Raw genomic sequence first — 20,924 nt, forward strand, 5'->3', positions numbered from 1 at the left:
CGGGGCGGCCTCAACTCTGGCGCGGTGCGGGTTTCGCGTTACACTTGGAGGGTTAAGTTTTTATCAACCTGTCTTTATTTAAGGAATCGCTGTGTCTGCTCAGGTAGAGACCGAACGCAACGAAAATGCGTACGACTTCCGCGCTATGGAAGCCAAGTGGCGCCCCTACTGGGACGAAACGAAGGTTTTCCAGCCCACCGGTGACGCCCCCAAGGGCCGCAAGTATGTGCTGGATATGTTCCCGTACCCCTCCGGTGACCTTCACATGGGTCACGCGGAGGCATTCGCTATTGGTGACATGAACGCCCGCTACTTCAAGCAGTGCGGCTACGATGTTCTGCACCCGATTGGCTGGGACTCCTTCGGCCTGCCCGCTGAGAACGCAGCCATTAAGAACGACACTCACCCCAAGGAGTGGACGTACAAGAACATTGACACTCAGGCTGAGTCCTTCAAGCGTTACGCTATTGCCGTTGACTGGAGCCGCCGCCTGCACACCTCGGACCCCGAGTACTACAAGTGGACTCAGTGGCTGTTCGAGCAGTTCTACAAGAAGGGCCTGGCGTACCGTAAGGACTCCATGGTCAACTGGTGCCCCAAGGACCAGACCGTGCTCGCGAACGAGCAGGTTGTGAACGGTGCGTGTGAGCGTTGCGGTACCACCGTGACTAAGAAGTCGCTGAACCAGTGGTACTTCAAGATCACCGACTACGCACAGCAGCTGCTGGATGACATGGAGCAGCTGGAGGGCAAGTGGCCTGACCGTGTTCTGCTCATGCAGCGCAACTGGATTGGTCGCTCCGAGGGTGCTGAGGTGCGCTTCGAGATTGAGGCGACCGAGGATCAGGCTGCTGAGTCTTTCACCGTGTTCACCACCCGCCCGGACACCCTGTACGGCGCAACCTTCATCGTGGTTGCTGCGGATGCGGCGTTCGCCGAGCAGATTGTGGCACCCGAGCACAAGGCTGCCCTGGAGCAGTACCGCGAAGACATTAAGGCACTGAGCGATATTGACCGCCAGTCCTCCGACCGTGAGAAGACCGGCGTGTTCACCGGCCGCTACGCGATTAACCCGCTGACCGGCGCGAAGCTGCCCGTCTGGGCTTCTGACTACGTGCTCGCCGATTACGGTACCGGCGCGATTATGGCTGTGCCCGCGCACGACCAGCGCGACCTCGAGTTCGCCCTGAAGTTCGACCTGCCCATCGTGAAGGTCCTGGACGTTGAGGGCGCTGAGGATCCTGCAACCAGCGGTGTTGCTGCAGCTGGTGACGGCGTGCTCATCAACTCCGGTGAGCTGACCGGCCTGCCGAAGGCTGAGGCGATTGCTAAGGCTATTGAGCTGGTTGAGGCTGCCGGCACCGGTGAGGGCAAGGTCATTTACCGTCTGCGTGACTGGCTGCTGTCCCGCCAGCGTTTCTGGGGTACCCCCATCCCGGTGATTCACTGTGAGGATTGTGGCGAGGTTCTGGTCCCCGAGGATCAGTTGCCGGTGCTGCTGCCCGATAACCTGCGCGGTGAGCAGCTGGCTCCTAAGGGCCAGTCGCCTCTCGCAGCTGCCGATGACTGGGCTATCGTGCCCTGCCCCGAGTGTGGCAAGCAGGCTCGTCGTGACTCGGACACCATGGACACCTTCGTGGATTCCTCCTGGTACTTCCTGCGTTACGTTTCCCCGAACTACGACAAGGCTCCTTTCGACCCGCAGGCTATGAGCGAGTGGGGTGCCGTCGACATGTACGTGGGCGGTGTTGAGCACGCTATTCTGCACCTGCTGTACGCACGCTTCTTCACCAAGGTTGTTCGCGACCTGGGCCTGATTAAGCACGATGAGCCGTTCAAGGCGCTCATGAACCAGGGTCAGGTGCTCAACGGTGGTAAGGCGATGTCCAAGTCGCTGGGTAACGGCGTGAACCTGGGCGAGCAGCTCGACAAGTTCGGTGTGGACGCTATCCGCACCACCATGATTTTCGCTTCTCCGCCCGAGGATGACGTGGACTGGGCGGATGTTTCCCCGGCCGGTTCGCAGAAGTTCCTGGCTCGCGCATGGCGTGTGGCTCAGGACGTCACCAGCGAACCCGGCGTTGACGCAACCACCGGTGACCTGGAGCTGCAGAAGCTGATTGCTCGCACCGTGCACGAGGTTCAGGGCCTGCTGGATAACGGCAAGTTCAACGTGGTTGTTGCGAAGACCATGGAGCTTGTGAACGCTACCCGTAAGGCTATTGACTCCGGCGCTGGCGCGGCTGACCCGGCTGTCCGCAAGGCTGCTGAGACCATCGCGATTCTGCTGTCTCTGTATGCACCCTACACTGCTGAGGACATGTGGCACGCTCTCGGCCACGACACCCCGGTTCTGACTGCGGGCTTCCCCGAGGTTGACCCGGCTCTGCTGGTGGATGACACCGTCACCGCTATCGTGCAGATTAAGGGCAAGGTCAAGGCTCGCCTGGAGGTTGCGAAGGACATTTCCGAGCAGGAGCTTCAGGAGCTGGCTCTGGCGGATGCCGCTGTTCAGCGTTCGATTGGTGACGCCGAGATCCGCAAGGTGATTGTGCGTGCGCCTAAGCTCGTGAACATCGTGATCTAAGCTTCTTAGATAAAGAAGTTTCTTAGATAAAGTACAAGCCCCGCTGTGGCTTCGGTTCGTTCTATGGAACGTGCCGGAGGCGCGGCGGGGCTTTGCTGTACTGCGGTAGTGATGAGTGCCATAATGTTCAGGGAACGCTAGGAGAGGGTTCGTCATCGAATCAGGCACTGACGAACCGGAAGAAGGGTCGGAATATGGAGCGAGAGAACAACGCAGAGAACCGCATTGCCGTGGTGACCGATAGTGCTGCCGCCCTCGACCCGGAGCTGGTGCAGCGTCTGAGCGCTCGCGGTAATTTTGTGCTGGTTCCGATGCCGGTGACTATTCGCACGCCCGGTCAACCGGACCGCCAGTTGCAGGGCTTGACTGCCGCCGAGGTAGACGAGGCTATTATGCTGGCGCACGTGATGGGTCAGACGGTGAGCACCTCCGGGCCCGCACCGGGTGTGTTTGCTGATGTGTACGACGAGCTGGCGTCGCGCGGCTTTACGCACGTAATCTCTGTGCACCTCTCCGGTGAGCTTTCGGGCACGGTGGAGGCGGCGCGCACCGGCGCCCGCCTGAGCCGCCTGGGTTCCGAGGGCGTAAGCGTGGTGGATAGCCGCACGGTCGCTGGCGCCTACGGTCACGCGGTGGTGCGCGCTCTGGAGGTGCTGAACTCTGCATCCGCTGGCTCTACTTCGAGCCCTGAACAGCTGAGTTTTGAGTACCCTGGCCCCGCGCAGCTGGTGGACTACATTCAGTCCGTCTGCGAGCAGTCCACGCTCTACTTCTATATTCCGACCCTGGATGCTCTGCGCCGCGGCGGTCGTGTGTCTCCGGCGTTGGCGATGGTGGGTCAGATGTTCCAGATCAAGCCGATTGGCACGATCACCGAGGGCAAGCTGGCGTATGTGGAGCGCCCCCGCACGGCGGCGCGCGCCCTGGAGCGTCTGGTGGAGGTGACGGTGCAGGCCTGCCGCGAGCATCGGCATGCGGCGGCGCTCAACTCTGCTTCCGTGGGCTCTACTGCCGCCGACCCCGCTAACTCTTCTCTTAGTGCAACCCCGCGCGGTGAGGTGGTTGCGGTGCATCATGTGGGTAATGCGGCGCAGGCGGTGCAGCTGTATGAGCAGGTTCAGCAGATGCTGGGGGAGAGCTCCCTGGGTCATGATTCTGTCGCTTCTTCGGCATCGGAGTTTTTGGTGAGCGCGCTCCCGCCAGTGCTGTCGGCTCATTCGGGCTTGGGTGCTGTGGCGCTGGTTGTTTATTAGGCTGGTTGTTTATAGGATCCTGTACTAGCCGCCTACCCGGTGTGCCCAAAGTTCGTCCCGTGTAACATGTCCCCGCGCCGCGGGCGACACGAATTGCGACACGAAAACTGTGTGCCGGGGGTGTTTTTAACCCGTTTTGGGCTGTGGTGTGTCTTACGTTGGGGTCGTCTGTTTTCGCGTGAGAAATTGCACTGCCCGTGAGTTCGAGGGGCCTCTTTGAAAGCCATTCGCAAGTGAAAGGGTATTTTTTACCCTCACATTTTGCCTTGATATGGCGCGGTTTTTAGCAAATGTGCGTTTCATGTGTGTTTATGTTGCCGTAACCGTATCGCAACATTTTCTAAGGGTGAACACAACGCAAACCAACAGAAAACAACGGGTTTTTGCCGGTTTTTATGGCACAACTCACAAAAATTTCTCGATAGAACACACCAAAACACACACAAACTAGGGTAGGATTATTACCAACAACGGCGGAACGCACCGGGCAACATAGAGCACGGACGAATCCGACTAAACCAGAGCCCACAAGGCATCGGATTTGTACACCGCCACCAACGCACTGACAAGGAGATACTCCAGTGACTGTACGCGTAGCAATCAACGGCTTCGGCCGCATCGGCCGCACCTTCTTCCGCGCAGCTCAGACCGAAGGCGTCGGCTTCGAGATCGTCGCAATCAACGACCTCACCGATGTTGAGACCCTGGCACACCTGCTCAAGTACGACTCCATCATGGGTCGCTTCAACGCAGAGGTCGAGGTCAAGGAAGGCGCACTGGTTGTTGACGGCAAGGAAATCAAGATCCTCGCTGAGCGCGACCCCCAGAACCTCCCCTGGAAGGACCTGGGCGTTGACGTAGTCCTCGAGTCCACCGGTTTCTTCACCGAAGGCAGCAAGGCAAAGGCTCACATCGAGGCTGGCGCTAAGAAGGTTATCCTCTCCGCTCCCGGTAAGAACATTGACGGCACCTTCGTCATGGGTGTGAACGACGACCAGTACGATGCAGCTAACCACCACATCGTCTCCAACGCATCCTGCACCACCAACTGCCTCGCTCCGATGGCTAAGGTTCTGAACGATGCATTCGGCATCAAGCAGGGTCTGATGACCACCATCCACGCATACACCGCTGACCAGCGTCTGCAGGATGCTCCTCACCGCGACCTGCGCCGTGCACGCGCAGCAGCTGTGAACATGGTCCCCACCTCCACCGGTGCAGCAGCAGCTGTTGGCCTGGTTCTGCCCGAGCTGAAGGGTAAGCTGGACGGCTTCGCAGTCCGCGTTCCCACCATCACCGGCTCCATCACCGACCTGACCTTCACCGCTGAGCGCGAGGTCACCGTTGAGGAAGTCAACGCAGCAGTCAAGGCAGCAGCTGAGGGCCCCATGAAGGGCATCATCAAGTACAACGAGGATCCCATCGTGTCCAAGGACATCGAGGGTGAGCCCATCTCCACCGTCTTCGACGCACCGCTGACCAAGGTCATCGGCGACCAGGTGAAGGTTATCGCTTGGTACGACAACGAGTACGGCTACGTTGCACGCCTCGTGATGTTCACCAACAAGGTTGTGGCATCCCTCTAAGCCCCAATAGGCTTACGACGCTAACCGAGTGTAAGCGTCACCCAGCGTAACTAACGCATAGTGAACCCCGGCACCACCGCATCAAGCGGGGGAGTCGGGGTTTGCTGTACCAAGACCCATGTGTAAGGGCCTTGAATAAAACCCCTAAAAACGTATAAACATACTGTTTTCCGTCGCCCTTTTTGGGTCAAAAATACCGTAAGAAGATAGCTGATAGAGAGTGCGAATATCCGCGATATTCTGCGGAAAAACACCATATAAAAGCTATTTTTTAGGCTGTCAATCACCCTAATGTTCGGTATGATGGAAACGGTATATAAACCCACCTATCCAGGAGGAATTCCTATGGCTAAGGCACTGTCCGAACTGCTCGAAGAAGGCGTCGCAGGCCGCCACGTTCTCGTCCGTTCCGACCTGAACGTACCCCTGAAGGACGGCGTTGTCACCGACGACGGCCGCGTCCGCGCATCCCTGCCCGTCATTGAGAAGCTTGCCAAGGCTGGCGCACGCGTTATCGTGACCGCACACCTGGGCCGCCCCAAGGGCAAGGTCGACCCCCAGTACTCCATCGCACCGGCAGCTGCACGCCTGGCTGAGCTGGCATCCGTGCCCGTGAAGGTTGCAACCGACCTGGTAGGCGAGGACGCAAAGGCTAAGGCAGCAGCCCTGGCTGACGGCGAAGTTCTGGTTGTTGAGAACGTCCGCTACGACGCACGCGAGACCTCCAAGGATGACGCAGAGCGCGGCGAATTCGCTGACGAGCTGGTCGCACTGACCGGCGAGAACGGCGCATACGTGAACGACGCATTCGGTGCAGTTCACCGCAAGCACGCTTCCGTCTACGACGTTGCTAAGCGTCTGCCCGCATACCTGGGTGACCTGGTGAAGAAGGAAGTTGACGTTCTGGCTAAGACCCTGAACGACCCCGAGCGTCCTTTCGTTGTGGTCATGGGTGGCGCTAAGGTTTCCGATAAGCTCGCCGTGATTGACAACCTGATCGGTAAGGCTGACACCATCCTCATTGGTGGCGGTATGGGCTACACCTTCGCATACGCACAGGGCTACGAGGTTGGCCAGTCGCTGCTGGAGAAGGACCAGGTCGACAACGTTCTGCGTTACCTGAAGGAAGCTCCCGAGAAGGGCACCGAGATCATCACCGCAGTGGACGTTGTCTGGGCTGACGCATTCTCCGCTGACGCTAACACCGAGATCCGCCCGATTGAGGACCTGACCGGCGGCAAGCTGGGCGCAGAGGCAGAGGGCCTGGACATTGGCCCCAAGACCGCTGAGATTTTCGCTGAGAAGATCAAGGGCGCAAAGACCATCTTCTGGAACGGCCCCGTTGGCGTGTTCGAGATTGCTCCCTTCGCTGAGGGTACCCGCGCGGTAGCACAGGCTATCGTCGACTCTGACGCATTCTCCATCATTGGTGGTGGCGACTCCGCATCTGCAGTCCGTAACCTGGGCTTCAAGGATGAGCAGTTCGGCCACATCTCCACCGGTGGTGGCGCTTCCCTCGAGTACATTGAGGGTAAGACCCTGCCCGGCCTGGAGGCACTGGGCGCCTAATCTGGGCGCGCCTCATCTGACTACGTACAGTAGCGCAGAGTTTTAGCGTAAGAAACCCCCGCTGGGGCGGTACTTCGGTACCGTTCTGGCGGGGGTTTCTGCACGCCCGCTCATGCCCGGTCCATCCTGCACGTGCGGGGGTGTTGGCTCTGTTTCCTGGCTATATGCTGTGGGTTCCCTGGGTATGCGGCTTGTGCCGGGGAGGCTGAGGAGTGGCTTTACTAGACTGGAAATGTAGAGGATTCCAAACCTGCAATCTCAAGACGGTTGCGGGGGAGCGCACGCACCTCTACAAACAAGCAAATACAGGCGGGCGAAGACGCCCAGGTGCTGAGCCCAGCCGCCCCGAGCAGCCCAGAACCGCCTCGGCAGCTCGTGAAAACGGCAACTAGTGAACATGGAATCCAGGGAGGGAAAGAATGACCGTAAACGCTCAAGCGCTTTTTGACGAAAAAGACTACACCGGAACATACCCGTACGTTGCCGATGGCGTGATTGGACCCTACACGCCCGCAAACCGGGATCACCCCGCCTACTCGGCGCCCGCACCCGGGGTAAGGTACACGCCGAACCGCTACGCTGCATCAAACCTGCGCCCCTACCTGGGCTACTACTACGCCTGCCAGAACTACATGATTCTCGCCTCGGAACCTGCAATTCTGCGGATGGACAATATCAGCGAAGAAATGTTCTTCCCCGCCATTCAGGACCTCTACGAAGAAGGTAAAGGCTGGGTCATTACCCCTAACCCCCAGATTCTGACCATGAACCTTCTGGAGGGGCAGCCGCGCCTCATCGACGAGACGCTAAAAATTGTGGAATGGAACGTGCGGTTCGATATCCTGCCCGAAGTTCAGGTGTACCGCAAAGACACGAACCAGGTGTACCCCATCACCGATTTTGATACGCGCGGCCTCATCCGTGACGGCGCAATACACGGGACTCTACGCACACAATTCACGAATGAGTGGAGGCCCGTCCAATTCATCCCAGAAAATAGTTTGAGCTAGGGGAGGGGAGAGCAACATGACGAATAACTTTGGCGGACCCGGATACGGCGGGCCCGGATACAACGAGCAACGAGCGCTCATGAGGTCTGTGATTACTCGCGCCAAGTTTATACGGGCTGGCGTGTTCGCTGGCGCCGCCCTCGTCGCGGTAGCGTTTGGCTGGGGTACCAAACTACTCAGTGGGACGGGTTCGGAACCCCAAACCGATAAGAAGCGTGACCAGGAATTTGTGCGACTGGAACCTACGGAAAAGTACGATGAGCTCCGCAGCTTGGGGCCCTCATCCGGGCCGTTGGTTTACACAGCGTTCGAACGTAAGGGCCGTTTCATTCCTGCCACTGAGGCGCAGGCGGCGCAGAACGTGCCGTACCCTATTCAACAGCCCGGAATGGATAACTACGACCGCGCTGGCCTGTACGCGTTCTTGGCGTACTACTTCGCGTCGATGAATTACTTCTACCACACGGGCGATACGGAGCCTCTTTCTAAGGTCACGGACCCGGAAAAGGTGCTACACCCCGAAATTCTTCGCCTGTACAGGGAGAAGCGCGGATGGGTTATTTCGGCTGACAAGAACGTGCTGAGCGCCAACGTTGTTGATGATCTTATTGCGGGTGAGAAACCTAAAAATACGAGCCGAAATATCCTGGTGAGCACCCTGTACACGAATAAGGCTACGAACCTCGCGTTTTATGTTAAGGAGACGGGCGAGAAGCAGGATATTCACAAATATTTGAGGTACCTGGGGCGTTTCTCGCTGGCTGTGGAGCATCTGCGCGGGCAGTGGGTGATTGTGGCTGACCGCGACGGCTACAGCATCCGCAACACCTACGAGCCGATCTACCCGCAAGGATTCGGGCAGCTGTAGCTTCCAACAAACCGAGGAAGCGCATCCGCAGGGGAAGTCGATATGAGGCTTCCCCTGCACCCGTTTAAATGGCTACAGAACCCGCAAAATGGCAAGGGCCGAAAGAAACCAATGAGCGCGGGGTGAGAATAGTCAACGTGAAGCATAAAACCGCGCCGAACCGGTGAAAATATGCCGCCAACCCTCTAAAATAGAAAAGGAAAATTCCGAACAACAACCCCGCACGGCGTACCGTACGGGAAAGCTAAGGAGCGAACTATGTCGCGTAAGCCCCTCATCGCAGGCAACTGGAAGATGAACCTCAACCACGCAGAGGCAGTCACCCTCGTCCAGAAGCTCGCATGGACCCTCGACGACGCAAACTTCAACTTCTCCGCAACCGAAGTAGCCGTCTTCCCGCCCTTCACCGACATCCGCTCCGTGCAGACCCTCGTCGAAGGCGACAAGCTGGACATCCTCTACGGCGGCCAGGACCTCTCCGTCCACGACTCCGGCGCATACACCGGCGAAATCTCCGGCGCATTCCTCTCCAAGCTCGGCGCAACCTTCGTGCTCGTCGGCCACTCCGAGCGCCGCACCTACCACCACGAAAGCGACGAGCTGTGCGCAGCAAAGGTCCAGGCAGCATACAAGCACGGCCTGACCCCCGTCCTCTGCGTCGGTGAGCCCCTCGAAATCCGCGAAGCAGGCACCCACGTCGAGTACACCCTCGAGCAGCTGCGCGGCTCCATCGCAGGTCTGACCGCAGAGCAGGCAGAAACCCTCGTCATCGCATACGAGCCCGTCTGGGCAATCGGCACCGGCAAGGTCGCAACCGCAGACGACGCACAGGAAATGTCCGCAGCAATCCGCGCAGAAATCGCTAAGCTCTACTCCGCAGACGTTGCAGAGAAGGTCCGCGTTCTCTACGGTGGCTCCGTCAAGTCCTCCTCCGCACCCTCCATCATGGGCAAGGAAGACGTGGACGGCGTGCTCGTCGGCGGCGCATCCCTGCAGGCTGACGAGTTCGCAGCAATCGCACGCTTCGACGCATAAAACCCTGACGCACCATAGCGTCTCATAGCGTTACAGCGCCTGGCGGGTACCCACCCGACCGGGCGCTGAACCATTAAACCGCCACCGAGTTAGCGGCGGGGGGCAAGAGACGAGCGTAGGAAGGCTGGTGTATGACTCAGGTGTAAGAGCCGGGCGCGTTCGCCCCTAACCGCAAAACCCGCCCAGAATACGCCGACCCCGCGGTTCGCCCCGTACACTTAACGGCATGTTCAGCTTTGGTTTTTCTCTGGTCGTCGCAGCCCTCGTCGGCATGATCCTCTACAGCTACCTGCGCAACCGCAAAGTGAGTGCCCCGCGCCTACCCGGCAATGACGGCGGCAACATCGGCTACGCAGGCGGCGCAGAATACCAGGAACCCTCGCCCGAATACCAGTACTTCGAGAGCCGCCGAGAAGCATTCCTCGACCAGCTCTACAGCCGTACCTCCTCACCGGAAATCCCCGTGACCCTCACCCTGCGCGACTGGGTTGACCAGGGCTTCTACGCCGGAGGAGGCGCCTACTGGGCAGCCGCGCAGCAGTTCACCTACTACCTCATCGACGGCGGGTACGTGCGCGCCTACGACACTGAGGGCGATGAGCTCACCGCCCAGCGCGTGCTCACCGACCGGCCCGCGGCCCTGCAGCTGACCCCCAGCGAGTACCAGCGCCGCACCAACCGCGCCGCGTAAAAAGCCGCCTCAACGTGACCGAATGGCGGCTGTAGCGTATAGTTAAACCCGTCTGTCTGCGCCCCGCAGCCCAGGCACCCCACCAGAAGACAACGAAGGAAGGTCCCCATGGACGTCATCATGAACGTACTCATGGTCATCATTGCCATCACCAGCGTGATCGCAGTGATGCTTGTGCTGCTCAACCGCGGTCAGGGCGGCGGCCTCTCCGACATGTTCGGTGGCGGTATGACCAACTCCCTGAACTCCTCCGGTATGGCGTCGAAGAACCTGATTCGCCTGACCGTGACCGTAATCGTCATCTGGGTTATCGCAGTGGTCCTGTACGGCCTGGCCCTGCGCTTCAACGGCCAGATTGTGGTCTAGTCAGAGCCTCTCATCAGAGCCCACGCCCACCCCACCGAGGGTGAGCCAATAGAGCTTCTCCCCGGCACTTCTCAACCGAGAATGCCGGGGATTTTTTATGCACCAAACGGCAATGACGAAAGCGGTAGCGGGGCGCGAATCTTTACGGCATGATAGGACATATACACCACATACGAAAGGCAAAGAAGCCATGAGCGCCTACACCCTCGACTACACGTACACCGCCCCGTCAGCCCTCATCGACGGCGCCGACTCCCGCGCGCTCAGCCTCGCCACCAGCGGCGGCAGCACCCCTGAAGGTGCCGCCTCCCACCCGTACTTCTTCTCCGGGTTCCTCGAACGAGCAGACGTCTACGCCACCGCATTACTGGTCGTCGCCAGGGTCGCCCGCACCCGCTTCTACGTGCCGCCCAGCTCCCTCGCCGGAGCCCTACGCGCCGCAGACCCCGTCGTCACCAGCACCGCCGAAGGCCTGCGCTTCGAATCGTTCAGCGCCTGCTGCGGAGTGTATGCGCGCCTTGACGTTGACTCCAGCGCACTTGACGCCAGCCACAGTGCCGTAGGCGTCACCAACGTAGACGTCAACCCGCCCCTGCGCGCCGCGCTCGCCTCCCTCAGGGCAGGGGAGCCCATCCACCTGAACGTCGGCGACGACGGGCTACTCACCACCACCCTTGACGGCTCCGTCATGGAAGAAAAAGTGCCGCTACCCATCCGCTGGCTCAAAGGCTTTGCAGAAACGCAGATGCTCTCATCCCGCATGAGCCCCGTGCACAGCCTGGACGCTGCCGCCGCCCGAACCTTCATCCACTCCCTGCCGCGCAACTCCAGCACCAAGGCGGTCCTGTGGGCAACCCGTGCCGTGCGGTCCCTGCGCCTCGCCACCCGCGCCACCGCCGGATCCGTATGCGTGGCGGGCCCCGAGCGTCTGCGCGTGCTTGAGCCGCTCATCCGCCACATTCAGCGCCTGGACGCGTACAGTGAGCCCGTGAGCGCCGGTAACGCGCCCGTGCCCAGCGTGTGGGTGGCGCACCTGCCCGGCGCACGCCTGAGCATTGGTTTGAGCCCCGAAAAGTCACGCGGGTTCTCCGGTGAGGGATCCGTGCTGCAGGCGCTGTCTAACCCGAACACCGCCCAGAACGCTGACATGCTCAGCGTACTGCTTTCCTTCGAGCCGCGCATTGACGTGCCCGTCATGTCTGCCCGTGCCGGCCTGGATGAGGCGGCAACCCGCGACGCTCTCGCCCTGCTGGCTTCCTCCGGTCAGGTTGGTTTTGACGCGCATGCTGGCGAGTATTTCCACCGCCCGCTGCCCGTGCATCCGGAGGCGCTGACCGCCATGCACCCGCGCCTAGTCGGCGCGAAAAAGCTTGCCGACTCCGGCGCTATTGAGCGGGTCGGGGCAGGGGAGCACGGCACCGGTGAGTACAGTGTGCGCAGTGGCGCGAACACGTACACCGTGGTGCTGCCCGCCGACCCGTACGCTGTGGAGGGGTACCTCTGCTCCTGCCCCTGGTGGTTGAAGTACCGCGGTACGCGAGGCCCCTGCAAGCACGCGCTGGCGGTCAGTATTCTTTACCGAGCACACGCCGCCGGCTAGACACACCACGCACCGCACTAAAAGACGACGCCCCAAAAGCTCGCCTCAGCTTCCACCCGAAAGACCACCATGAACGCACGACCCGAAACGCACACCTTCCCCGAAGGGGTCATCACCGAGCCGCTCCCCGGCGAAGTCATCCACCCGCTCCGCAGGCAACAGAAAACCTGGAGCGACATCATGCACTTCAACCGCAACCTCGCCAACATTCTGGCGGTTGGTGGCACCCTCGAGCAGATTTACCGCCGCTGGCAGTACTTCGACATCACCACCACCCCCTACGGCTCCCAGCTCGGTAAAAACACGCCCGGAACCGTCACGCAGGACCGCGTTAAAGCCTACGCAGAGTTCGGCTGGTTCACCGGAAGTGTTGCCATGCGCCTAGCTGAGCTCTATGGCAGGGCGCGCCTCGAACACAATGAGGAATACTACACCGCCCTCATCAACTGCGAGTCCGAGCTGATTCTTCCGCTGCTGCGCGAGGACGAGCAGCTCCGCGAAGAACTCATCTGGGGCATGCTCGCCGTCGAAGGCAACCGGGACGTATCCCTCACCCAGCGCGACTCCTACAAGCCCGGGCAGAAGGAGAATAACCCCGGCTGGTCCTGCGCCCTCATCGAAGCCACCGAAACCGGGCTAATCAGCCGTGACCGCCTGATTGATGCGCTCCTGAGCTCCCTCATGAGCGATTTTCCGGCGTACCGGGTGGGTTGGTTCTCGCGCCTGGTCACCGGGCTCAAACTCACCGCCGAAGAAATCGCGGCACGTCAGAGCGAATTTCTGACGCTTTTCTCCTCGCCCATCGGCCCGAGCGTGACCCTCGGCGTGCAGCATATTCACCGTCTCTGGACCAAAAACCCGCAGGCGCTGGATGCCGCCGCTTTCGCCCACGCGGCACCCGCCGTATGCGCCGGAACCAAGGCAAACGCACTCAAAATCCTAACCATGCTCCAGGCGCTGTACCGTGCGGGCACCCTCGACGCTGCCGCCTGCGAAGATGCGGTAGTTATGGCACTCAGCCACACCCACGCGCAGGTGCAGGCAGCCGCCCTCAAACACCTTGAAGAATGGGTGCAAGCGGGTGCCGCAGACAATGCGAGCGCCGACGCTGTTGTGTTCGCTGAGCGTGCCCGCGAACTCTACCGCGACTACCGCTCCCAGCTGGATCCGCTCGTTGTGGCTCAGATTCAGGGCTCGCCGCTCCTCGAAGATGGGTACAGCCCGGAGAATAGCCGGGGGAGCGGCACGGAAGACGCAGCCCTCACTGAAGCTGCTGACATTGAGGCCGCCGCCGCGGAGGCGCTCGCCGCCTCCCGCGCCGTAATCCACCGGTACTGGGACACCCCCGTGCGCCCCGTGACCGCATCCGACGTGCAAGAACGCGCCCGTGCACTCCTGCACCATCAGGTCGCGCCCTGCGCCACCCCCAATACGCTCAATGAAGCGGAACTTCCCGAAACGCACGCCGGATGCGAGCTGGAGCTGGAACTGCTCACCGCCTACCTGCTCAGCGCCGACGGCACCGCGCAGAGCCCCAAACTGCTCGAACAGCTTGTTCCTATCTGCCTGAAAAAGCTGAACCACTGGGGTTTGACATGGTTCGACATGCGCGCGCACTTGACGGTTCTTGCCGCCGCGGGGAAGCTGCGTGAGCGCCCGAAGGCGTCGGAGATGACTCCGAAGGAAGACCCCGGTACGGTGCCGAACCTGCACACCATGTACTCCCGCCACGCCACGTTCTTCAGCACCGGCTTCAAGGATTCCCTCGGCGTGCTGCAGAGCAGGCAGAGCTACACGCCGCTCGCCACCCCCGAACTGTTCGGCGGGTGGGTGCATCCGGATACCCTGGTGCGCCGGTACGCCAAGAACCTGGCTGATGGAGCCCCCATCCTACGCCAGGATTTCACGGCGGCGCTACTGCGTGTGCGTGTGCCCGAGGTGTTGCCTCCGTACGCTACCGACGAGCAGCGACAGGACGCACAGCGCCGCCGCGCTGAGGCGCTGACCCTGCTTGAAAGCCTCGAAGAGCAATACGTGAAGAACGCTCAGGAGGACGCTCCGCGCTCTGCTCCTACCCAGATTCGCGTGCTCCGCTCCGCCCTTGACGGCACCCTCGCCACCGGGCGCATCAACCCCTACCTAGAATCCATCACGGTAGCCCAGAGGGAAACCAGCTGGGGCCTTCAGCTGAACGGAGTGGCGCACGGTGCTTCCACCCCCGAGCTGAACGCTTTCCGCGGCCTCGCCACCGCCCACCATGACGAAGAAGGACAGTACGCCCTGCTCTACCCCTCGCGGGCAGAACCGCTGGCGTACTACTGCGCTAGCAGCAACTGGTACATCTTGGATCACAGCGCCTTCGACCGGAGCCTGTATTTGGCGTTGGCGGTGCACCCCGGCGCGTGGGGTCCTGCATGCGCCTTCGTGTTTGCCGCGGGCTTCTCGGAACAGCGCGTTGAGATTCGTTCCCTCGCCGTGGAAATCATGCACCGCGTGCTGGACGATCAGCTCAGCCTTGAGGACGCCACCACCGGTTTCGTGAACTTTGTGCCGCTGGCAATGCTGAACCGTTGGGCGCTCGCCCTCACCGACTTCGCCCAGCTGGATGCGCGGGCGGCGGTGCGCTTCTTCGCGCGCCTCATACCGCACCTGGATACCGGGGCGAACTCGCTCGGTAAGCTGCTGGGCGCCTTCAGCCAGGCATTGGCGACTCTCGACCCCGCCACCCGTGCGGAGCTCGTGGATGAGCCGCTGCGTGCCTGGTTGGGTACGCTGACCGGTTCTTCGCAGAAGGCGCGGTACGCCCGGAATATCCTCAACCAGGTGCAAGGCTAACCGCCCCGCCCGCACCCGTTCAACGTTTCCGTTCAACTCTTCACAACCATTCACCATCAACTCCGAAAGCAGGTACCAATGACTGATACCGCCCAGCCGAACCCCAGCCAGCACGGCACCGGCGAACATAGCGCCGGCGAGCGCACCCTCGAAGAGCGCCGCGCCGCCCTCAAAGCCCTCATGGCGGCAGAATCAACTGACGTGCAGGAATACCACGCCGTCATCACCGGCGCCACCGAGGAGGAACGCGCCTCCCTCGCCCGAACCCTCACCCCCAGGAGCGTCATCGGTAGCGACCACATTAACCGCACCCCGCTCGCCGCCTATGTTGCCGGGGCGCTCGTGCGCACCCCCGACGGCGACCCGTGGGAATACCACCGCTCCGCCGGTCGCGCCATGCGCACCCTGCTCTGGGAAGGGCGCCCGGATCAGCAGCTGATTGACGCGTTCCTACTCGGTGCCACGGAACGCCCTGACGAGTGGATTCTGCGTTTTATTGAGGGGCTGCCCAACTCCTGGGCTCGTTCGAAGAAAATTTGGGAAACCTGCTACACGCTGCTTCGCGCCCGCAACCTGAGCTGCGATGCCCCCGAATACCTGGTCCTTTTCCTGCACGAGGCCCTGCCCTGCGTGAAGAAGGGAAGCACCAGCAACCACGCCCAGCTCAAGACCTTCTTCACCCGTGACATGACCCTGCTCGACCAGGAATTCTGGGCAATCTTCCGCACCGAAGGGGTGCTTTTCAAGGGCTACGGCAACTACATGGGCGAAAGCGCGGAACTCTGCCGCCTCATGGGCGAATACTTCGATATTCGCGACGAGATCCTGGACGCCCTGCTACGCGGCCTGACCAGCGATTTCAGCGCCTTCAACTCGGCAGCGTTCCACTCCGTCTACACGGACCTGCAGCCCACCGACGCAGAAAACCGGGCACGACTCGGGCAGCTCATGGCTGTCCTCACTGCGGAGCCCAGCGCCTCCGTCGGATTCGCCCAGGCCATGCTGCAGAACGTCCTCAAAGCCTGCGCACCCGCCGCCCTGCAGAAGACCCCCGACCTGCAGCTCCTCGAACAGCTCGACCTGGAACAGCTCATCGACGCGCTCGGCGCGAACCTGTACCGCACCGAGAAGAAGATTCAGCGCGGCGCCCTGCGCCTGCTCAAGCTCATCGCCACCCAGTACGCCGGCGTGAGCAAGGCCAAGCGCAAGAAGGCGCAAACCGCCGAGCAGGTGGCGCTCGCCAACTATGTTGCTGAGCGCGTCCTCGAAGCCTACGAGGTGCTACCCCTGGAATTGCGCGGCGCCGCGGAAGCCTGCCTGCCCGAAGACCGCCTACCACAGGCGGAAGAGGCGGAGGCGGCGGGCGCCTCCGTAGAGGTGCCGCCGGTGCTGTTGCCCGGCGTTGAGCACCGAGAACCCGTCGCGTCCATCGCGGACTTGAATGAGTTCTGCACCCTCATTACTGAGGAATCGAACACCACCTCGGGTCGAATTACCGGGGACGAATCTCCCACCACCCGGGGAGAGAACCTGGCGCGCCTTTACCACTTTGCGGCGACCGGCAAGCTTGCACCGGTGGAACAGCAGCAGCTTCGCACCCTGCGCAAAATTGCTGACCATTACAGCTACAACAACGTCGCGTACATGCCTGCGCTCTGCGCCGTGTTGGAGGCTAACGCCGAGGCTGCGGGATACAAGTCTGAGGAAATTTCCGAAATGGCTTCGATTATGCAGCGTTTTGAACGTAGCCAGCTGATATGGCGGCGCTCCAGCGATCATAGCAAGCTCATTTCTACGGAAGAGATGGTGCGCCTGGTCGTCCAGAATAAGCACCACCTCTGGGACCCCGGCTACACGTCGCTAGAAGGCTACCGCGACCTCCACGAGATTTTCCGGGAACAGATGCGTGCCGTCGCCGCCGGGGGAGAGTACCACACGGAAGGTCGCACGGTGCCCCTGCTGAGCGCACCGCTCCCCGCCCGTCAGCTGACCTACAGCGACTGGACTTATCGCACTGTTTCTGCCCTGGATATCCCCTGGAGCATCTATTCTTCGGGCCTTAATGACAGCAAGGTTGAGGAATACCGTAAAGCTAGCCAAGCGGGAGAAGTCACCGGAGAATTTATTGCCGCCGACTTTGTTCGTCATGAACCGATGTGGCAGGTCGAGAGCGATATCACGGATACCGTGGATGAGGCACGCGAGGTGCTGAGCCGTGCAACCGCTGGCATGAGCCCCGAGGAGGCTATCGCCTACGAGGCTCTTAACACCGCGTTTATTCCCTTCGCTTTCCAACCGAATGCTTCTGAATCGTACGGCTGGCAGGGCGACTTCATGATGGCACTGACTGAGTGGTCCTCATGGCTGCTTCAGAACAACCCGGACCTGCTCTCTGCATACTTCCTTTTTGCCGCTTCGGAGTGCATTGAGGAGAAGACCGTAACCCCCGTCCCCGTGCTGATGCGCGCGCTGAGGGAATCCACCGTGCAGGTGGGCGCTCCGACTTGCACTCTGCTCGGCTATGTGGCGAGCGCGAAGAACCCCGAGTACCGTCTGGCGGCGGCAGAAGCTATCGCGGCGCTCTTTGAGGCGGGCCTGCTGGATGCATCCACCTTCGCAGAGACCCTGAAGTGGGCTCTGGAGGACGGGATGGTCCTTGCGAATCGCCTGGTGGCGACCCTGCGTGAGGTGTCGGGTATTGGCGTTCTGGCGGGTTGGCGTGTGCTGCAGGTTCTGCGTCTGCTCCTGCCGATGGTTGGTGAGCTGACGAAGGGCGGCGACTATGTGCGCCTGGCGGTGGAGCTTGCCGAACTGTACGGCACGCCGGTTGAGATTCCCGCCGAGCTGGAGCCGAAGATGAAGGGGTCCACGGTGCTGGCGAAGAGCCTGCGCGCCCTGGCTGCGGTGACCCCGCGCGTGACCGAGGAGGCGCTTGCCGCCCGCGAGGCCGCGCTCGCGCTACTGGGTGAGCGCGGTGCCTAATACCGTGCCTGATAGCGTGCAGTCGGCTAAACCTTCGTGGAGCGCCGAATACCTGCAGGAGTTCCTGTGGCGTATTGTGCCGGGTCGTTCCATGCGCTCTATGGATGATGAGGTGATTGCCGAGTTTTTCAGGGAGCATCCGGAACACTGGGAAAAAATCTGGGCGCTGTTTACCGTGGAGGGCGCCATGCCCTCGAATGGTCTAGCACTCTGGTTTATTTATGATGCGCAGCTGACTATTTGCGGTCATGATTTGCTGGTGTATTTGGCGGAGCGTTTTCCGCAGTATCGAGCCCGGATTGAGCAGGAGTGCGTTCAGGCGTTGCTACGTGATTATGCGCCGCAGAACGCCCGCGTTTTCTCGCGTGCTTTTGAGGCTCTGACGGCGGTTCCGAAGGGGCTGCGCGGTGCTGAACGTAAGCAGGCTTTGGTAGGTCAGGCGCAATCCTATGCTCGGCACGGTGCGCTGATTCCGGCGTTGTTGGCTTCGCCGGTGGCGACCACGGCTGCTGTGGGTGCGCAGATGTTGCAGAGTATTCTGCAGGTCTGCGCGCCGTCTGGCGGTTCTACCTCTGCCGGTCAGGTGCCGCTGACTGCTGGTGAGCTTCAAGCCCTAGTGGCGGAGGCGCTACCTGCCGCCGCGCAGTTGCTGTTCCGGCGTGAGAAGAAGCTGATGACTGCCGGTTTGAAGGTGCTTGAGTTGTGTGTTCGGGCGGTGCCGGAATGTGCCGGGGAGGTGTCTGTTTACGCGCAGGATGCTGTGGAGGTTCTTCCTCTGGAGCTGCGCGATCGCGCGCAGAAGCTGTGCCCTGACACTGTGCCTGCACAGCCTAGTTCGATTCAGCCTGCCTCAGATCAGCCGCCCCGTAGTGTGCGGATTCCGGATGTCCCTGCCCTTGGGCTCTCAGCATCGGAGGTGAATGCCGCCCTCAACGCGGCGCCGCAGGCGGGGCGCGCCTCCGAAGCTACCCGGGATGCTATTCGCAGCGACCGGGACTGCGAAGAGCTGCTGTTCGCCCTCTACCACCTCAACGAGAGGGAGCAGTCTGCCCGCCGCATCCCGGCGCTGCTGAACTACCTGCATCGGGCGCATCAGGAGGGGCGAGTCATTGAGTTCAGTCCCGCTTTTCAGAAGCATCTGCGCCGCTACCTGAGCCGTGCCTGGCATGACGGTCGCGACCAATTGCGGTATCTGGCGTACCGTCTGCTGGTTCAGCATGTGCACGCCGCAGACCCTGACCCGCAGGCAGCACTCACCGAGCACACGGGTCGTTTTCAGGGTGCTGATTTTCACTTCAAGGGGTACCCGCGCAAGGGTAGCGAATATTGGGCGTACCGGTCGCCCACGGCGCTGTTCCACGAGCAGCTTCGCGTAGCGTTCGGGGATCAGCCCTATAGTAGCGAGGGCGCGGCTGGGCAGGGCTTTGCGCCTCTGCTGGCTGAGCCGTTACCTGCGGTGGAGCGTTCTTTTGAGCGTACGGTGATTCGTTTCAAGTCATACCGTGAGGCGTTTCCGAAGGTTCTGCACGGCGAGTATGAGGTGAATGATTCCACCTATGAGCTGTGGCAGGTGCCGGGGGAGGAGCTTGCCACGGAGCGGAGTACGTTCACGGCGGCGGCATACACGGTGGCTGGTGCCTGTGTGGAGTATCCGGGGCGTTCTCTGGAACATGCCGAGGTGCCGTCTGTTGCCCTAGTATGCGGCTGGTACGCCTGGGCGATGCGCCACAACCCGGACCTTCTGGCGGCGCAGTATAAGCCGCTGCTGAGCGTGTATCAGTTCTCTCGTCTTCACGGTTTTGAGGAGATTATGCAGACGCTCGGTGCGGCGGAGCGTGCTCTGGGTGTGCCGTCGTATAACTTCCTGGCGTGGGCTTCTGTAGTGTACGCCCCGGAGCGTCGTGCGTTGACGGCGGAGACGATTGCCTCCCTCATTGACCGCGGCAACTGGGATGCGCACCTTTTCGCCAGTGAGCTCGGGTACCTTCTGGAGCACGGCTGGTTCGGGGCGAATCGTCTGGTGCAGACGTTGAACGATGCCGCTTCGTTGAGTCCCTTGGCGGGGTGGTCTGTCTTCCAGACGGTGCGCCGGATCCTTCCGTTGGCTCCGCAGGTGGGTCAGGGTGCGTCCCTTGTGAAGCTTACCGTGGAGCTTGCCGAGCTGTACGGTACGCCGGTTGAGATTCCCGCCGAGCTGGAGCCGAAGATGAAGGGCTCTACCGTGCTGGCGAAAGCACTGCGCGCCCTGGCCGCGGTGACCCCGCGCGTGACGGAGGAGGCGCTTGCCGCCCGCGAAGCCGCGCTCGCCCTGCTCGGGGAGTCCTAGCCCGAAAAATCTACCTGCCGGTGAGGCTACTTGCCCCTTAGCTAGAGCCTCACCGGCGGGTAGAAACCCCCTAGTAGAAACCCCTAGTATGCTTCGGTGACGAAACGGCTTGACTGCCGTCGCGGGGCGGGAGTACTCTATAGGTAATGGCGGATCATGAAGAGTCCTACTTTCTGAAATATCTTTCCTATATTTATCGGATTCTTCGCTTCCCGC

13 protein-coding genes are annotated in these 20,924 nt (G+C 61.2%); all 13 read left to right on the forward strand.

All coding sequences use genetic code 11. The features are described 5' to 3' along the window. Nucleotides 1-85: 85 nt before the first annotated feature. The 13 genes from leuS to AB8C10_RS01785 all read left to right on the forward strand — a co-directional run bounded on the left by leuS (nt 86) and on the right by AB8C10_RS01785 (nt 20,708). Nucleotides 86-2,587 (forward strand): leucine--tRNA ligase, encoded by a 2,502-nt coding sequence (gene leuS, locus AB8C10_RS01725; protein WP_439958516.1) that lies wholly within the window; start codon nt 86-88, stop codon nt 2,585-2,587. A gap of 194 nt (nt 2,588-2,781) precedes the next feature. Then, nucleotides 2,782-3,840 carry a DegV family protein gene (locus AB8C10_RS01730; RefSeq protein WP_368866639.1) on the forward strand — a complete coding sequence of 353 codons (1,059 nt, stop codon included), beginning with the start codon at nt 2,782-2,784 and terminating at the stop codon, nt 3,838-3,840. Nucleotides 3,841-4,421: 581 nt separating this feature from the next. Then, nucleotides 4,422-5,426, forward strand: coding sequence for a type I glyceraldehyde-3-phosphate dehydrogenase (gene gap / locus AB8C10_RS01735; RefSeq protein WP_005506148.1), 1,005 nt, complete (start codon nt 4,422-4,424; stop codon nt 5,424-5,426). 345 nt (nt 5,427-5,771) lie between these two features. Beyond that, entirely contained in the window at nt 5,772-6,995 is a 1,224-nt protein-coding gene (locus tag AB8C10_RS01740; RefSeq protein ID WP_070830725.1) for a phosphoglycerate kinase, read from the forward strand. A 419-nt stretch (nt 6,996-7,414) separates the two neighbouring features. Next, on the forward strand, nt 7,415-8,005 hold the full coding sequence (locus AB8C10_RS01745; protein ID WP_368866640.1) for a DUF6318 family protein: 591 nt from the start codon (nt 7,415-7,417) through the stop codon (nt 8,003-8,005). 16 nt (nt 8,006-8,021) lie between these two features. After that, nucleotides 8,022-8,873 (forward strand): DUF6318 family protein, encoded by an 852-nt coding sequence (locus AB8C10_RS01750; protein WP_368866641.1) that lies wholly within the window; start codon nt 8,022-8,024, stop codon nt 8,871-8,873. 258 nt (nt 8,874-9,131) lie between these two features. After that, nucleotides 9,132-9,908, forward strand: coding sequence for a triose-phosphate isomerase (gene tpiA, locus AB8C10_RS01755; RefSeq protein WP_005509126.1), 777 nt, complete (start codon nt 9,132-9,134; stop codon nt 9,906-9,908). 226 nt (nt 9,909-10,134) lie between these two features. Further along, complete coding sequence (locus tag AB8C10_RS01760; RefSeq protein WP_049349692.1) at nt 10,135-10,599, forward strand: hypothetical protein; 465 nt, start codon at nt 10,135-10,137, stop codon at nt 10,597-10,599. 108 nt (nt 10,600-10,707) lie between these two features. After that, nucleotides 10,708-10,965, forward strand: coding sequence for a preprotein translocase subunit SecG (gene secG / locus AB8C10_RS01765; protein WP_012903590.1), 258 nt, complete (start codon nt 10,708-10,710; stop codon nt 10,963-10,965). Between the two features lie 190 nt (nt 10,966-11,155). Beyond that, nucleotides 11,156-12,565: an SWIM zinc finger family protein gene (locus AB8C10_RS01770; protein WP_368866642.1), complete on the forward strand. Its 1,410-nt coding sequence runs from the start codon at nt 11,156-11,158 to the stop codon at nt 12,563-12,565. A gap of 69 nt (nt 12,566-12,634) precedes the next feature. Continuing rightward, nucleotides 12,635-15,400: a DUF6493 family protein gene (locus AB8C10_RS01775; RefSeq protein ID WP_368866643.1), complete on the forward strand. Its 2,766-nt coding sequence runs from the start codon at nt 12,635-12,637 to the stop codon at nt 15,398-15,400. A 78-nt stretch (nt 15,401-15,478) separates the two neighbouring features. Next, nucleotides 15,479-18,382 (forward strand): endonuclease, encoded by a 2,904-nt coding sequence (locus AB8C10_RS01780; protein ID WP_368866644.1) that lies wholly within the window; start codon nt 15,479-15,481, stop codon nt 18,380-18,382. After that, a complete protein-coding gene (locus AB8C10_RS01785) occupies nt 18,375-20,708 on the forward strand; it encodes a DUF6493 family protein (RefSeq protein ID WP_368866645.1) in 2,334 nt (777 codons plus the stop codon). The genes AB8C10_RS01780 and AB8C10_RS01785 overlap by 8 nt, the downstream gene beginning before the upstream one ends. The last annotated feature ends 216 nt before the right edge of the window (nt 20,709-20,924 follow it).

It is taken from the genome of Rothia mucilaginosa (assembly GCF_964210535.1).
GTDB classification, from domain to species: domain Bacteria; phylum Actinomycetota; class Actinomycetes; order Actinomycetales; family Micrococcaceae; genus Rothia; species Rothia mucilaginosa_F.

Excerpts from the sequence above, each read along its gene's own strand:
- AB8C10_RS01730 (WP_368866639.1), top strand. The coding sequence starts at position 2,782 with ATGGAGCGAGAGAACAACGCAGAGAACCGCATTGCCGTGGTGACCGAT.
- AB8C10_RS01760 (WP_049349692.1), top strand. The coding sequence starts at position 10,135 with ATGTTCAGCTTTGGTTTTTCTCTGGTCGTCGCAGCCCTCGTCGGCATG.
- AB8C10_RS01750 (WP_368866641.1), top strand. The coding sequence starts at position 8,022 with ATGACGAATAACTTTGGCGGACCCGGATACGGCGGGCCCGGATACAAC.
- AB8C10_RS01770 (WP_368866642.1), top strand. The coding sequence starts at position 11,156 with ATGAGCGCCTACACCCTCGACTACACGTACACCGCCCCGTCAGCCCTC.
- AB8C10_RS01740 (WP_070830725.1), top strand. The coding sequence starts at position 5,772 with ATGGCTAAGGCACTGTCCGAACTGCTCGAAGAAGGCGTCGCAGGCCGC.
- tpiA (WP_005509126.1), top strand. The coding sequence starts at position 9,132 with ATGTCGCGTAAGCCCCTCATCGCAGGCAACTGGAAGATGAACCTCAAC.
- secG (WP_012903590.1), top strand. The coding sequence starts at position 10,708 with ATGGACGTCATCATGAACGTACTCATGGTCATCATTGCCATCACCAGC.
- AB8C10_RS01745 (WP_368866640.1), top strand. The coding sequence starts at position 7,415 with ATGACCGTAAACGCTCAAGCGCTTTTTGACGAAAAAGACTACACCGGA.
- AB8C10_RS01780 (WP_368866644.1), top strand. The coding sequence starts at position 15,479 with ATGACTGATACCGCCCAGCCGAACCCCAGCCAGCACGGCACCGGCGAA.
- AB8C10_RS01775 (WP_368866643.1), top strand. The coding sequence starts at position 12,635 with ATGAACGCACGACCCGAAACGCACACCTTCCCCGAAGGGGTCATCACC.